Origin of the sequence: uncultured Thiodictyon sp., from assembly GCF_903946935.1 — a bacterium.
Lineage (GTDB): Bacteria > Pseudomonadota > Gammaproteobacteria > Chromatiales > Chromatiaceae > Thiodictyon.
Window position 1 is genome coordinate 1 of sequence record NZ_CAJAXH010000014.1, and the last position, 14891, is coordinate 14891.

General features: G+C 63.2%; 10 protein-coding genes. 4 read left to right on the forward strand and 6 right to left on the reverse strand.

Annotated elements, in window-relative coordinates; all coding sequences use genetic code 11:
• Nucleotides 1-238: 238 nt before the first annotated feature.
• A complete protein-coding gene (locus tag QZX93_RS01115; protein WP_295388786.1) occupies nt 239-1267 on the reverse strand; it encodes a hypothetical protein in 1029 nt (342 codons plus the stop codon).
• 212 nt (nt 1268-1479) lie between these two features.
• Nucleotides 1480-3645, reverse strand: coding sequence for a type I restriction enzyme HsdR N-terminal domain-containing protein (locus QZX93_RS01120; RefSeq protein WP_295388787.1), 2166 nt, complete (start codon nt 3643-3645; stop codon nt 1480-1482).
• 608 nt (nt 3646-4253) lie between these two features.
• Here QZX93_RS01120 and djlA point away from each other — a divergent pair.
• The 4 genes from djlA (at nt 4254) to trpE (ending at nt 8426) form a co-directional block, all read left to right on the forward strand.
• Nucleotides 4254-5090 (forward strand): co-chaperone DjlA, encoded by an 837-nt coding sequence (gene djlA / locus QZX93_RS01125; protein WP_295388788.1) that lies wholly within the window; start codon nt 4254-4256, stop codon nt 5088-5090.
• A gap of 100 nt (nt 5091-5190) precedes the next feature.
• Nucleotides 5191-5883, forward strand: coding sequence for a ribulose-phosphate 3-epimerase (gene rpe / locus QZX93_RS01130; protein WP_295388789.1), 693 nt, complete (start codon nt 5191-5193; stop codon nt 5881-5883).
• Between the two features lie 39 nt (nt 5884-5922).
• Nucleotides 5923-6600, forward strand: coding sequence for a phosphoglycolate phosphatase (locus QZX93_RS01135; RefSeq protein ID WP_295388790.1), 678 nt, complete (start codon nt 5923-5925; stop codon nt 6598-6600).
• A gap of 335 nt (nt 6601-6935) precedes the next feature.
• Nucleotides 6936-8426, forward strand: a complete 1491-nt coding sequence (gene trpE / locus QZX93_RS01140; RefSeq protein ID WP_295388791.1) for an anthranilate synthase component I — start codon at nt 6936-6938, stop codon at nt 8424-8426.
• A 195-nt stretch (nt 8427-8621) separates the two neighbouring features.
• On the opposite strand, the gene QZX93_RS01145 is transcribed toward trpE, so the two are convergent.
• From QZX93_RS01145 to QZX93_RS01160, 4 genes are all read right to left on the reverse strand, one after another.
• The gene (locus QZX93_RS01145) at nt 8622-9428 is read right to left on the reverse strand and encodes a transglutaminase family protein (protein WP_295388792.1); all 807 of its coding nucleotides are present in this window, start codon (nt 9426-9428) and stop codon (nt 8622-8624) included.
• 207 nt (nt 9429-9635) lie between these two features.
• Entirely contained in the window at nt 9636-10670 is a 1035-nt protein-coding gene (pdxA, locus tag QZX93_RS01150) for a 4-hydroxythreonine-4-phosphate dehydrogenase PdxA (RefSeq protein WP_295388793.1), read from the reverse strand.
• A complete protein-coding gene (locus tag QZX93_RS01155; RefSeq protein WP_295388794.1) occupies nt 10648-12006 on the reverse strand; it encodes a peptidylprolyl isomerase in 1359 nt (452 codons plus the stop codon). Before QZX93_RS01155 ends, pdxA begins: the two co-directional genes overlap by 23 nt.
• Nucleotides 11987-14878 carry an LPS-assembly protein LptD gene (locus QZX93_RS01160; RefSeq protein WP_295388795.1) on the reverse strand — a complete coding sequence of 964 codons (2892 nt, stop codon included), beginning with the start codon at nt 14876-14878 and terminating at the stop codon, nt 11987-11989. The genes QZX93_RS01155 and QZX93_RS01160 overlap by 20 nt, the downstream gene beginning before the upstream one ends.
• Nucleotides 14879-14891: the final 13 nt, after the last annotated feature.

The following is a 14891-nucleotide window of genomic DNA, read 5'->3' on the forward strand; positions in this document are numbered from 1 at the left end:
CTAGCATCTCGCTCACATCGTCTACATGAAAGTTTTTTTCTTTGATAGCGCACACGGCAATTTGACGCAAAAAGGTCATCACCTCATCCGGTATCTGGCGAGCATCCGACATCCAACTCGGCTTCATGATCCACCTCGGATAATTTGCTTAACTCTTGCATAAATTATAGACAGTCAACGGAAAAAAAATAAAAAAAATTTATTATAATTCAATTTGTCCAGATGCCATATTATTCTGCTATAGGTCGTCGACCAACTGCTTCTGGTACTCAATCGAGGGTACTGGAAGGCGTAGCCCGAGCAATGATGGCTTGGAGATGTTTTTCATCGTGGGGGATGTCCCGGTGAGACAACCCTCGATCTGTTCGCGTATCGTCGGCAAACGCATCGCCTCGGCGAGGAATTCCGGTAGCAATAGACTATCTTTTCGAAAACGAACCCGAAAAATCTTGTCGCAAAGCAAAAGTTTCGGGCGCGTGGTTCGGACACAGGCGCACGCACCAACATAGCGGGTTACATTGGCTCGACTGATGAGAACGTCACCCACCTTTACCTCATAATCGGGTCTAGGCTTAAGCTGCTCTGGCAGCTCCTTATTTTGATCTTGCTCAAAGGTTCCGAACGAAACCGCACCGACCTTGAGCACTCCCCAGCGATCCGTCCGGGCGGGCTGATCGTGACATTTCGGACTCCAGCCATTCTCCAAATCCGCTATCAGATCGCCCAGCCTGGCCATGGGTGATTGAATGCCACCAGCGGCCATCGGCGGCAGCATCGCACGTAGGACTCCCTCATGGCTCCAGCGGTCGAGATCCTTGAAGCGGGCAATGAACAATGGCCGATCCGACAAAGGCTGCGCAGGTGTCACCCCCAACGCCGCTTGAAAGGCACGCAAACCGCTGCTTTCGATCTCTCCGGCCTCTGTTTCGAGCGCAGCAGCACGCTCAATGGCATCCGTATAGGCAGCGACCAATGTATCTTGCTCGGCCAGACTTGGAAGTGGAATCTCAAGCGTGAGTAGACCATCCGCGGTGACCCGCTTGCGGCCGCTGGTGCCGGATGCTTGGCGCTGCAATTCCGCATGGAAGTGCTCGGCACGGAGCAGAATGCCCAGATAAGCCGGACTTAGCTGGATCGGATCTGGGATCAGCACCGGATATTCGCTGGTGACAATCGCCTTGGGGATGCTGGCGGGCAGCATGCCCACGGCCCCGTTACGCGCATCGATCTTAGAGAAAACCAGGTCGCCAGGGTACGCGGCGAACATGGCACCCTTGAACGGTTCGGCGCGCCCCCGTGGTATGACCTCGCCAGAAAAACGAATGGTGATGGTCTGCCAGTCTTCAAGCGCGCCGGATAGCGCAATGGTCTCATGACGCTCTCGGAGCAGACCGCTTAATGGTACCAGCGGCCAAGGGCTTAACCGCGTTGCCTGAGCCTCGGTCTCGATCCACCGCTCAATGTCCCTCCATCTGCGGATCAGGCAGTGGAGGGCAGCCGAAAATTTGGCATGTCCTCCGGTTCAGCCCCTTTCTCCATCCAAGACACAAAGTCGCGCCAGGCGGTCAGGGTGGTCGCGAAGTCATTGGTTACCCCTTCCCCCGTCTCGCCGGTGGACGTGATCCCCACCGCCTTAGGGGCGGCAACGAAGACGGGATAATCGAATAACTCGCGGACCCGCGCCCAGAGTGCCGTATTATGGGCATCATCAATAGGACGGTAAGCGGCCTTGAGTGCAGCCAGGGCCGCTGCGGTTGCCCCCTGCGCTTGAGTTAGGGCCGCTTGCGCTTGGCGTTTGAGTTCCGCTGCCTTTTTACTTTCTCCATGCTGTGGTTTGGCGGTCCAGTATGGTGCGGCCTGGGCCGTCCGGCCAATCCCGCGCGGATAGGGGGGTGGTTCCCCGAGTTGCCAAGGCGGCAATTCCCGCCGCACTCGTAAGGTCGCAAGCTCTGACAGCAGGCGCGTGGCTACGGTGTCGCCGCCGGTCAGGATCGCCGGTGCGCTGGCGGCGTGCAGGGCATTGCGTTGTGCGTCGAAGCCGTTATCCAACTCAGCCTGAGCTTGTGCCCAGGCAGCCTCCCAGGCCGCACTGTCTGCCTCGGTGAAGCGTCGCAGGAAGACCAGGGACGCCTTGACCGTCGCATCGCTGGAGCGAAAGGTTTCGGGCGGCAGGCTGACCACGGCCATGAGCCGTGCGTGGCCCTCCGCCCAGCGGCGCAGCCAGGCGAGCGATGGGTTATTGAGATTGCCGTCGGGCAGGACGATACCCATCCGGCCGCCGGGCTTGAGCAGGTTCAGACAGCGCCCGCCGAAGATGCCGTTGATGTCGAGCAGTCCGTCATGGTGATGGATGCCGCCATGCCCGTCACCATGCATGATCATATTCATCTTGGCGGTGCGGGCAGCGCGTGGTTCGGCGTCGGTACCATAGATGCATTGCCAGGCCAGACGCCCGACTCGGCTATCGATCGGTTGATTTTTGTCGCCGCTCGGGAGCAGTTGTTCATTGAGGTGCGCAAAGGCGGCCTCGATCTGCCGCTCTTCTTCCTCTTCAGGCAGGGCTTCCGCCTCGATCAGCGCGCGCGCCTCGTCCTTTTGCGCCTGGATATCGGCGACGATACAGTCGCGGACATACTCGAATGCGCGGATGAGAAAACCGCCCGATCCGGCGGCGGGGTCACAAATCAGCTCCCGCTCCCGCGGGTCGATGAGTTGAACCATGAAGTCGACGATGGGGCGTGGCGTAAAAAACTGGCCCAGTTCGCCGCGAAAGGTGGTGCCTAGGAAACGCTCGAAGGCCAGGCCTTTGATATCGTCGCCGGTCTTTGAGAGGTCGAAGCGCTCCAGTTCCTTGACGATACGGCGAAAGGTTTCCTTGGAAATGTCGAGCAGGTCAGTCTCTGAAAACAGGTCGTCTGCCCGATAATGCTGCTTGGTTAGCTCAAACAGGCCGTCATGCACCAGCGCGTCGTTGGGCATGCGCGAGGCATCGCGCTGATCCAGATAGTCGGTGGTGAAGGTCCCATGCAGACCGGTACGCTCGACATACATCTTGATGAACAGGACCTTGGAGATGGTGTCGAATGCCCGTCGCGGGTCCATCTTATGCACATCCCGCAGGATACTGTGGCACTTGAACAGGAGGTCCTGAAATTCTTTGCGGTTGAAGGCGCGCAGTGAGTCGCGGATTTCTTGCAGCCGCTTGGCATTGCCCCAGTCCGCCGCCTTCGGGATCTCGTTGATGGCGACGAATTCGCCGGGTAGACCAGGCACCAGCCGGAAGGTCGCGGTATGCCGGCTATTGGTCGCGATAAAGAACTCGCACCCCACGGCGCGGGTGTAGGATTCGCCTTGGTAATAATCGCCCACCTGGATCTCGATGCCGTCGGCTTTGCATTCGATAACCAATACTGGGGTGCGATTCCCCGCCTTATCGTCGACCGATTCCCATACTGCGATATCGGCCCGCGGACTGCGATGCCCATGCAGGGTCCGCCGCTCCTGATCCATTTGCTCCAGTGAGTAACCGTATTCCTCCACTAGGATGCGAATGAAGCGCTGCCGAACGACCTCCTCCGGTTTGTTGGTGACGTCCCGCCATGCGTTGCGCAGCGGTATCCACAGGCGGTCGCCGTCGCGATGCAACTCATTGGGTGACGCCGGAAATGGCGTACTGGGGTCCGCCGCGAGGGACTTTTTCTTGGCCAGCGAGTGGGTGCCTCTTCAGCAATCAGTGAGCTTGGTCATGCTCGGAACAAAAAACCGCGTAGGAAACCAAGCGGGGCGAATGTCTTGCTTGGCCAGCAAGGTTGCAGTCCTCGGCAATGAACGATAGTTCACATCTGTAATGCATTGTTCAAAAAAGAAAAAAGCCGCCCGGAGGCGGCTTTCTCACCCGGAGCCAGACGCGAAACCGCGTGCGACAGATGGGTTTTGTGAAAAAGTATGTGGCGCTGACTGCCGGATTGCAACCTCTCGCCCCTACCCCGCGAGCGGGAGCGGGAGCGGGACCTGAACGATTATCTTGTCATCGGGCAAGACCGATATCTGGATTTTCCTATGGCGGCGCCCGATTCGGCTGCTACCGCTGGATCGCCCGGACCTCCGCGCTACTTGGTCCGAGAGCAGCGATTCGGCGCTTGCCCCTACGCCGCAAGCGGGAGAGGGGCCGAAACGGTTACGATGTGCGCCATCGTTCAGTCCGCACAGCCCCGGGGTCGCCGGCGTCGCTGTGCCACACGGGGGTTGAGGTCATGAGTTGGTGGGGCAAGGCGGTCGGCGGGACCCTAGGTTTCTTGGTGGGCGGCCCGCTGGGGGCGATGGTTGGCGCCACCATGGGTCACGGGGCGGATCGCGGGGCGGAGCGCTTCGCGGGCCTCTTCACGCCGGAGCGGGTCGCCGAACGGGCGCGGAACCAGGAGGCCTTTCTGGAGACCACCTTCGCGGTCATGGGCTACCTGGCCAAGTCCGACGGGCGGGTGAGCGAGCGCGAGATCGCCCATGCCGAATCGGTCATGTCGCGCATGGCGCTCAACCGCACGGTGCGGCGCAAGGCCATTGCGGCCTTCAACCAGGGGAAGGCGGACAGCTTCAATCTCGGCGCCGCCTTGGTGGCCTTCCGGCAGGCGAGTGCCGGCGAGACCCAGTTGCACCACCTGTTCTTGGAGATTCAACTGGCAGCGGCCTACATGGATGGTCCGCCGACACCCGTCAAGCGACTGATTTTGGAACAGTGCCGCCACGGACTCCAGGTCTCCCTGTCGAGCTTCCGCCGTCTGGAGCAGTTGATTGTGTTCCAGTACCGGATTCTGGGCGCCGCCGCTGGTGCGCGTGCGGGGGGCGGGCGCAGCAACGGCCCGGGTAGCCGCGCGGCTCAACCCTCGCTGGGCGGGGCTTATGCGATGCTCGGCATCACGCCCCAGGCGAGCGACGAGGAGGTCAAGCGCGCCTATCGCAAGTTGATGAACCGCCACCACCCGGACAAGCTGATGTCGCGCGGCATGTCCGAGGAGCTGGTCAAGCTGGCCTCCAAGAAGACCCACGAGATTCGCCGTGCCTACGAAACCGTGACTGCGGCGCGCGGGACGTGAGGCGTGAGTGAAAATCTCCGGCGCTTCGGTTAGAGTTCCGGGCCTTCCAACAACACACCCGGCCGACACCGTCCGGGGACATCCCGGGGGACCGACTGCCATGGCGCTTGACCTGATCGCACCTTCCATCCTTTCCGCCAACTTCGCCCGGCTCGGGGAGGAGGTCGACAACGTGTTGGCCGCCGGGGCGGACATCGTCCACTTCGACGTGATGGACAATCACTATGTCCCCAACCTGACCATCGGCCCGCTGGTCTGCGAGGCCCTGCGCAAGCACGGCGTTACCGCCCCCATCGATGTCCATCTGATGGTCAAGCCGGTGGATCGCATCATCCCTGACTTCGCCGCCGCCGGCGCCACCTATATCACCTTCCACCCGGAGGCGAGCGAGCACATCGACCGCACACTGCAACTCATCCACAACGAGGGGTGTAAGGCCGGACTGGTCTTCAATCCGGCTACTCCATTGAGTTATCTGGACTATGTGCTGGACAAGGTGGACATGATCCTGCTGATGTCGGTCAATCCGGGCTTCGGCGGCCAGGGCTTCATCCCCTCGGCGCTGGACAAGCTGCGGGAGGTGCGCGAGATCATCGACGACTCCGGGCGCGACATCCGGCTCGAGATCGACGGCGGCGTGAAGGCCGACAACATCGCCGCGATCAAGGCCGCGGGGGCGGACACCTTCGTCTCAGGTTCCGGCATCTTCAGCCAGGCATGCGACACCGACCCCCATCGCTACGACAGCATCATCCGCAAGCTGCGTGAGGCGATGGCGGCGGTCAGCCGCTAGTCTTCCGCCCACTCACCGCTACCCAGGAGGCGCCGCCGCATGCTGCACCCCAAGATGATCCTGATCGACCTGGATGGGACCCTGATCGACAGTGTCCCGGACCTGACCTACAGCCTGAATGCCATGCTGGCGCGGCTCGGGCGACCGCCGCAGGGAGAGGCGGCGGTGCGCAACTGGGTCGGCAATGGGGTGGAGCGGCTGGTGGAGCGCGCCCTGATCGGGGCGCTCGACGGCGCGCCGCCGGCAGCCGACCTGGCGCTGGCCTTGCCGATTTTCATGGAGGTCTATGCGCAGAACACCTCGGGGCGCTCGGTGGTCTATCCCGGGGTGCGCGAGGGTCTGGACTATCTGCGCACGGCTGGCTATCCGCTCGGTTGTGTCACCAACAAGGCGGCCCAGTTCACCCTGCCGCTGCTGCGCGACCAGGGGCTCGCGGATTATTTCGGCCTCGTGGTGAGCGGCGACACCTTGCCCGAGAAGAAGCCACACCCGGCGCCGCTGTTGCACGCGGCGGCGTATTTTGGGGTCGCGCCTGCGGACGCGCTGATGATCGGCGATTCGGTGAGCGACGTGAGCGCGGCGCGGGCGGCGGGCTTTCACATCATCTGCACGAGCTACGGCTATAACCACGGCCAGGATATACGCGAGTCCGGTCCCGACGCGGTGATCGACAGTTTCATGGACCTGCGCGCGCTGCTCGCCCCGGCGGCTCAGTGATTATTTGTCCGCAAATAAACGCAAATGAACGCAAATGGTCAGACCGCTAGCGGTTTCCCAGCTATCATGCGATCGACATTGTGCTGCGCCGATCATCATTCCGGCCAACAATCGACAGAACTGCAGTCCAGTCCACCTGGCATGCACCTGATCAATCGTTTTGTTTGCGTTCATTTGCGTTCATTTGCGGACAACTATTTTTCGCGGGATAACAGAATGGAGCGGTGGTTCGTGGTGTTCGATTTTGAATTGAGGGTGGCGATGGTGGGTCGGCGATGGCGACGCTGGCCTTGAATCAACCGTCGTCCGTTTGAATCCTCTTGCCGGAGCCTCCCATGACCCCTGAAGTCTTTGCTGACCTGACCGCCGCAGGGCACAACCGTATCCCACTCGTCTGCGAGGTCCTGGCGGACCTCGACACCCCCTTGAGCGTTTACCTCAAGCTCGCCGCGGGCCCCTATTCCTATCTGTTTGAATCGGTACAGGGCGGCGAGAAATGGGGCCGTTATTCCATTATCGGGCTGCCCTGCCGCACCGTGTTGAAGGTCACCGGCCATGCCATCCAGGTGGAGCGCGATGGCGCGCTGATCGAGACCGCCGAGAGCGCCGATCCGCTCGCCTGGATCGATGCCTTCCAGGCGCGCTTCCGGGTCGCCACCCACCCCGGCCTGCCGCGCTTCACCGGCGGGTTGGTGGGCTATTTCGGCTATGACACCATCCGCTATATCGAGCCGCGGCTCGCCCACTGCCCCAATCCCGATCAGCAGTGTACCCCGGACATCCTGCTCCTGGTCTCGGACGAGGTGGTGGTATTCGACAATCTCAGTGGGCGGATGTATATCATCCTGCACCTGGACCCCCATGCCGGCGATACCCTGGAGTCCGGCCGCACGCGCATGCGCGAGCTGATCGGGCGCATGCAACGGGGTGCCCCGCGGCGGCCCGCGGAGGGTGAGCGCCGCGTCCACGAGGACGACTTTGTCTCCGGCTTCACCCAGCAGGGATTTGAATCGGCGGTCGAGCGGATCAAGGACTATATCCTCGCCGGCGACTGTATGCAGGTGGTGCTGTCGCAGCGACTCTCCATCCCCTTCCTGGCCCCGCCGCTCGACCTGTATCGGGCGCTGCGCGGGCTCAACCCATCGCCCTATATGTACTTTTTGGACCTGGGCGACTTTCAGATCGTCGGCTCATCGCCCGAGATCCTGGTTCGCCTGGAGGATGGCCTGGTCACGGTGCGTCCGATCGCTGGCACGCGGCGCCGCGGCGCCACCGAGGCCGAGGACCAGGCGCTGGAGGTCGAGCTGTTGGCCGACCCTAAGGAGTTGGCCGAGCACCTGATGCTGATCGATCTGGGGCGCAATGACGCCGGGCGCATCGCCCGCACCGGCAGCGTGCGGCTCACCGATCGCATGATCGTGGAGCGCTATTCACACGTCATGCACATCGTCTCCAACGTCGTCGGTGAACTGAAGGAGGGGTTGAGCGCCATCGATGTACTGCGCGCCACCTTCCCCGCCGGTACCGTCTCCGGCGCCCCCAAGATCCGCGCCATGGAGATCATCGACGAACTGGAGCCGGTCAAGCGTGGGGTCTATTCCGGGGCCGTGGGTTATCTCTCGTGGAACGGCAATATGGACACGGCCATTGCCATCCGTACCGCCGTCATCCAGGACGGCACCCTGCACATCCAGGCCGGTGCCGGGATCGTGGCCGACTCGGTGCCGCGTCTGGAATGGGACGAGACCATGAATAAGGGCCGCGCCATCTTCCGCGCCGTGGCCCTGGCCGAGGCCGGGATCGACCGCGGCGGGGTGGATTGCTGAATGACCTAAGCCTGAGCCAGGGAATTACTCACGCCAAGGCGCCAAGCTCGCCAAGAAAGACAATAGGCTATGCGAAGTTACCAGATCATTCGCCGGGTGAATCGCCAAGCGTCGATAACACACTGAAATTACTTGGCGAGCTTGGCGCCTTGGCGTGACAACTGCTTTTTCTAGGATGATCGACGTCAGGGCGCGTCAACTCACTTCATCCGTCCAAACCCTGAACCCGGTCAGCGTATTGGGGCCGAAGGTGCTGCTGAGTGCCACATCGGCGGCATCCCGGCCGCGGGCGATCAACACCCGACCGATGCGGGGCACATTGTTGCGGGCGTCGAAGGTATACCATTGACCGCCCAGATAGACATCGAACCAGGCCGAGAAATCCATCGGGCTGTCGGCCGGCGGGACGCCGATATCGCCCAGATAGCCGGTGCAGTAACGGGCGGGGATATTCATACAGCGGCAGAAGGTGACGGCAAGGTGTGCGAAATCGCGGCACACCCCGCGCCGTTCATTGAATACCTCCCAGGCGGTGCGGGTGGCGCGGGCGTGCTCATAGCCGAAGGTGATATGGCGATGCACGAAGTCGCAGATTGCCTGTACCCGCCCCCAGCCGGTCGGCCCCTTGCCGAACAGGTCCCAGGCGACCTGTGACAGCCGATCGGTCTCGCAATAGCGGCTGCCCAGCAAGAAGACCAGGGTCTCCTCCGGCAGGTCCTGCACCGCGTGCTGGATCGCCATGGGCACGATGACATCCGGCATCCCCGAATCATTCACCACCGCGTCGGTCGACAGCCGGAACTGACCCTTGGGCGCCACGATCCGGCTACACCAATTGCCGAAACCGTCGCGATAGGCGGTGATGGGGACCGATGGCTGGGTGACCAGGTGGTCGGGGACGACCAGATCGGACACGCGCGTGAAATGCACGTGCAACGTCAGGATCATCGGCGTCGGCTGGGGACAGTCATAGACCAATTCGTAGCCAACTCGGATCTTCATAATCAGTCTCTTGTTGGTGGTCGGCGGCCCCGCGGTCTTGAGCCTGACAAGGGCAGTTGTCACGCCAAGACGCCAAGCCGCCAAGATTTTTCAGTGGATTACCGGTGTTAGCCCATTCCCCCGGCGGATGGTCTGGTGCCTTCGCCTGCCCTATTGCATTTCTTGGCGAGCTTGGCGCCTTGGCGTGAGCAATTGGCTGATCTAGGTTCAATGCAGTTGCATCGCCATCGCCATCGCCATCGCCATCGCGATGGCAGCCCGTAAGCTCCCCAGGTCGGCCCGATCGGTGCCGGCCAGGTCGAGCGCGGTGCCGTGATCCACTGAGGTCCGGATGATCGGCAGCCCGAGGGTGATGTTGACGGCCTGGCCGAACCCCAGGTGTTTGAGTACCGGCAGACCTTGATCGTGATACATGGCGAGCACTGCATCCGCAGCGGCCAGACGCTCGTGTACAAAGACGGTATCCGCCGGCAATGGGCCCCGCAGGTCCCAGCCGCGTCCGCGCAGCCGCTCCAATACCGGTTCGATGATCTCGATCTCCTCGCGCCCCAGGTGTCCGCCTTCCCCGGCGTGGGGGTTGAGTCCGCAGACCAGGATGCGCGGGGCCGCGATACCGAAGCGCCGCACCAGGTCCTCATGCAGGATCGCGATCACCTGCTCAAGCAGCGGCGCAGTAATCGTCGCGGCGACCTCCTTCAATGGCAGGTGGGTGGTGACCAGGGCCACCCGCAGGCCCGGCGTAGCGAGCAGCATCACCGGGTGTGCCGTGCAGCGCTCGGCCAGATATTCGGTGTGGCCGGTGAACGGCAGACCGGCGTCGTTGACGATGCCCTTATGCACCGGCCCCGTGACCAGTGCGTCGAAGACCCCGGCGCGGGTGCCGTCGCAGGCAATCCGCAGCGTCTCCAGTACATAGGCCGCATTGGCACGGTCGAGTCGGCCGGGCTGCACCGGTGCGCCCAAAGTCACCGGGAGCACCATCAGAGACCCCGGCGGGTTTGGGCTTGGCGGACGGTCGGGGGCATACTCTAGGCACCGCAGGGGCAACCCGAGGGCGCGCGCGCGTTCGGTGAGTAAGCCCGGATCGGCTACCGCGACCAACTGGGCTGCGAGCGGCTCTTGGACCAGTCGCACCAGCAGGTCGGGGCCGATCCCGGCCGGCTCTCCCGGGGTGACCGCGAGCCGCGGCGTGGCCTGGCCGGGTCCGGCCGTTGGCCACTCAGCGCTTGGTGTCGGCGTCATTGGAGCGTATCTGGATATAGGCCTCGTCGCGCAGCCGCTTCGACCAGAGCTGGGCGGCCTCCTCGCCCTTGCGTCGCTGGATCGCCTCCCGTGCCCGCAGGCGCAGCAGTTCGTCCGCGGTGTCCTGGGTGCGGCGCTCCTGGACCTGCAGAATATGCCAGCCGAAGGAGGTGTGGAAGGGCTCGCTCACGTCGTTCGGATTGAGCTTGACCATGACTGACTCGAATTCCGGCACCGTATCGCCCGGGCTGACCCAGCCCAGATCGCCGCCCTTGAGCGCCGAGCCGGTGTCGTCCGAGTGGGCGCGGGCGAGGGTGGCGAAGTCATCGCCGCCGAGGATGCGCATCCGCAACTGATTGAGCCGCATCTTGGCGTCGCCATCGGACACCATCTCGTTGGTGCGAATCAGGATGTGGCGCGCCTTGTATTGGGTCACATTGCTCGGTAGCCCGCCCTGGATTTCTGCCAGGCGAATGATGTTGAAACCGCTGGCGTTGCGGATTGGGTCGGTAATTTCGCCCTTGGCCATGGTTTGCGCCTGGTCCGCGACCAGGCTGGGGACCGCGGCCATCTCAAACCATCCCAGGCTCCCGCCCTGCAAGGCGGTGCGCCCATCGGAGTTGGCCGCTGCCACCGCGGCGAAGTCCTCCCCGCCGCGTAGCCGGGCGACCAGTTGTTTGGCCTTGGCCTCGGCCTGGGCGACCTGGGTCGGGGTGGGTTGATCCGGCAGGGCGATCAGGATGTGCTCCAGGCGCACCTGTTCGCGGGGTATCAGTTTGCCTTTCTCGCGCTGCAAAAAGCGCTCCACCTCCTGATCCGAGACCTGGATGTTGGCCATGACCTCTTGGCTCTGCAGCCGGCCCAGGAGGATCTGCATCCGCGTGTCTTCGCGAAAGTCCTGGAAGCGGACATTCCCGTTCTCCAGCGAGGCCTTCAGTTCCTCCACTGACAGGCCATTGCGCCCCGCGATGGTCTGGATGGCCGCGTTTAGGGCGGCGTCATCGACCGTGATGCCGAGCTGCTTGGCGCGTTGTTGCTGGAGCCGCTTCATGATGAGTCGGTCGAGCACTTGCTTGCGCAACTGCTCCGGCGGCGGCACCGCCGTGCCCTGCTGTTTGAGTTGGGGCACTGTCAGGTTGATCTCGTTGTTCAAGTCGCTCTGTACGATCACGTCTTCGTTGACGACCGCGACGATCGAGTCCAGTGCTTCGGTGGCCGCGGCCGGTCGCAGCGCGTACATGCATAAGCACAGCCACAGCAATGCGGCGAGGCGCCGCGGCAGCGTCTGCGCGGGGCCGGTCCAGTGCCCGCGGCCTTCAGTTTGAGTCATCACCATAGCCATAGATTTGCTGTTCCAGAAGTTTGTCGATCTTGTCGCCAATGGAGCCTAAGCCCGCCAGCTCCAGTTCCAGCATGATGCTGGTCGTGCCAGGGCCGGTGGCGCTGGTGTTGAGATGGCGCCCGAGGAGACGCAGCCGCCAGCAACAGCGCCCGCCGTACTCGATACCGCCAAAGGCCTCGGTGGTACTGTTCTGCAGGAGCGAATAGAGCCAGCGCCCGACCACGCTGATGTTGGAGGTAATCGGCATGCGAAAGGACAGGTCGGTATTCTTGTAGTTGTCGGCCACGGTCGTACCCAGGCTGTAGCGATAGGCCAGGTTGATCAGACGATCATCCCCCGGGGCATAGCTCAACTGTAACACCTGCTGTTGCCACCGGTTTCCGGTTCCGTAGTTTGGCCCCCATTGAAAGCTGGCGCGGGCGGTCAGCCCCGCCAACGGATTCGTCGCCAACTCGCCGGCCAGCGCCGAATATGAGGCATTATCCGGTATCGAGCCCGTGAGTTGGACCCGACGTGAGTCGAAGTAAAAGACCTCACCCAGGCTGGCCCGCAGCCATTCGCGACCGTCTCGGCCGCCCAGGGTACGGGAGGTCAGCCCGACGCTGAGCCGGTTTTCATCGCTGATGCGGTCGTAACCGGTGAAGCGATTGGGGCGAAACAGGCTGCTATAGCTGAAGGTCAGCGCCGTGGTGTCGAACAGCGGGTTGTTGGACTGATCTTGGTATGGTGTGCGGACATAGTAGAGACGGGGTTCCAGGGTCTGTAGTACGTTGTTACCGAACCAGTTGGTGTTGCGATCAAAGATCAAGCCGGCGTCCAGGATTACGCTGGGAATGAAAAAAGATGGGTGCGACGGCTGGCCTACCGCGGTGTTCGTCAGTTGGTAGCCGGTCGCATAGAGATCCATCCGCGGGATGAAGTGGCCGAAGCTACGGCGCACGGGCAACTGCACCGTGGAGACGAACACCTCCCGGCTGCCGTTGACCCTGGCCGAATTATCGAAATAGTCGTAACGCGTGTCAACGCTATAGGTCAGGGGGCCCCAGTGCTGCGTCGGCACGACCAACTGGAGGTGAGGGCTTTGGCCGTAGGGTCGGCTGGCGGCCGGGATCGTCGGGTCCACGGTCTGGAACTGCTGAACCGAGGCGAGCGCATAATACTTCGTGCCATAATACACGAGGCCCGCGCTCCGGGTCAGATTGACCAGGCTGGTGACTGCCAGGTTGTTGCCGAAATCGACGAGAAAGGTCTTATCGGATACCGCATTGTAGTTGATGTTGGTGGCCCAATGCCCCCAGTAGCCGCTCTGTGTAAAATGTGTGTCCCAGCGGGTCCCCAACTCCGGCGCCTTGTCATCATGTGGCAGTATCGCACCATCGAACTCGAGCGTCTGATGGCTCGTGAGGCCACGGACCTGGGCGCCGAGCATTGCCCCCCGTGTGCTCATGTAGCGCGGAAAGAAGGTCGCGTCCAGGTTGGGGGCGATGTTCCAATAATAGGGTATGGTGACGTCCAGACCGGTGTTGCTGGTATAGCCGACGAGTGGCGTCAGCACACCGCTGCGACGCCGACTGTCGATTGGAAATTGCAGGTAAGGCGTATAGAACACCGGTATCGGCCCGAAATTCAGCCGGGCGTGATGGGCGGTGCCCAGCCCCTGTTGCTGGTCGAGTTCCAGCTCGCTGGCACGTAGTGACCAATCGGAGCGCCCCGGTGGGCAGGTGGTATAGATGGCGTCCCGGTAGCGGGAGATATCTCCGGCCAGGAGTTCCGCCGTGGTGGCGGTGCCGCGAAGGTTCGTGGCACCCGCCAGGCGATAGTGGACATCGTCCAGGGTGCCCTGTTTCGTCAGCAGGTTGACATCGGCCGTCTTGGCCAGCATCCGTCCCCCCGGGTACGCGTAATACACGTTGCCTCTGGCCTTGGTTGCGCCCGTCTTTTGATCGTAGCTGGAACGGTCGGCCTCCAGATGCTGGTCGCCCTGGGTCATCTTGACGCCGCCGCGCAGTTGCACGATCTGGCTCCCTTGGTTGTAGTCGGCACAGTCGGCCGCGGCCGCGACCGGGGTCTTGGGGTCAAGTATGGGCGTGGCGATCTGCCCGAGGCCAGCGGTCGGCTGGGCGTGGCCAGGACGGCGGGCTTGGGGTCCGCAGTGATCCCACGGCAGCCCGACATAGAGGCGGGATTCGTCGAAGATACGCGGGGCGCGCGCGTCCGCCGGGCGCGTCTCCCACGGCGGCGGCACCATGCAGGACCAGTCGGCAGCGGCGTCGAGGTGCGCCGGGTCCGGGACCGCAGGGCCGCCGGCGCGGGACCGCCGATCGGGTGGCGAACCCGCGGGCAATGGCGGCGGGAGAGGCAGATCCGCAGGGGTCGCAAGTGTCGGCTCGCGTGGCGGGATGGGGTCGGCCACGGGTGCCCGGACGCTTCCTGGGGCGGGCGTTGCGGTGTCTCCCGGGGCGGGTGGGGGCGCCACGGCGGGCGGCAACGGGGTGTCGCCCGCCGTCACCGTGGGCACGGTGTCGGGTTCGGTCTTGCGTTCCGGGGCCGGCGGTCCCGCCGGGGCGGGGGCTTCGCTCGCGCCCGCGGGGGGCGCCGGGGCAGCGGGGGCCTCAGGGATCGCCGGGGCCATGGGGGGCACGGGGACTGCCGGGAGCGCCGACACCGCGGCGGTCTCTGGGGCCGCAGGAACGGCAGGCGCCAGCGCGGACACCGCATCGCCGGGGCGCGAGGGCGCGGCGGCGTCGGCGCTGCCCCCTTCGGCGAGTGCCGCAGTCGGCGCTGCGAGTGACAGAATGAGGGCGAGGGCGACTGGACTCACGATGCTTAAACGCGTGACCCGCAGTAGTGCCGGTGGGTGGGCCATGGAACCTGGTTCC

What these genes read in the sequence shown, in the direction of transcription:
- QZX93_RS01115 (WP_295388786.1), bottom strand. Translation starts at nt 1,267, where the DNA reads ATGTTCGCCGCGTACCCTGGCGACCTGGTTTTCTCTAAGATCGATGCG.
- djlA (WP_295388788.1), top strand. Translation starts at nt 4,254, where the DNA reads ATGAGTTGGTGGGGCAAGGCGGTCGGCGGGACCCTAGGTTTCTTGGTG.
- rpe (WP_295388789.1), top strand. Translation starts at nt 5,191, where the DNA reads ATGGCGCTTGACCTGATCGCACCTTCCATCCTTTCCGCCAACTTCGCC.
- QZX93_RS01135 (WP_295388790.1), top strand. Translation starts at nt 5,923, where the DNA reads ATGCTGCACCCCAAGATGATCCTGATCGACCTGGATGGGACCCTGATC.
- trpE (WP_295388791.1), top strand. Translation starts at nt 6,936, where the DNA reads ATGACCCCTGAAGTCTTTGCTGACCTGACCGCCGCAGGGCACAACCGT.
- QZX93_RS01145 (WP_295388792.1), bottom strand. Translation starts at nt 9,428, where the DNA reads ATGAAGATCCGAGTTGGCTACGAATTGGTCTATGACTGTCCCCAGCCG.
- pdxA (WP_295388793.1), bottom strand. Translation starts at nt 10,670, where the DNA reads ATGACGCCGACACCAAGCGCTGAGTGGCCAACGGCCGGACCCGGCCAG.
- QZX93_RS01155 (WP_295388794.1), bottom strand. Translation starts at nt 12,006, where the DNA reads ATGGTGATGACTCAAACTGAAGGCCGCGGGCACTGGACCGGCCCCGCG.
- QZX93_RS01160 (WP_295388795.1), bottom strand. Translation starts at nt 14,878, where the DNA reads ATGGCCCACCCACCGGCACTACTGCGGGTCACGCGTTTAAGCATCGTG.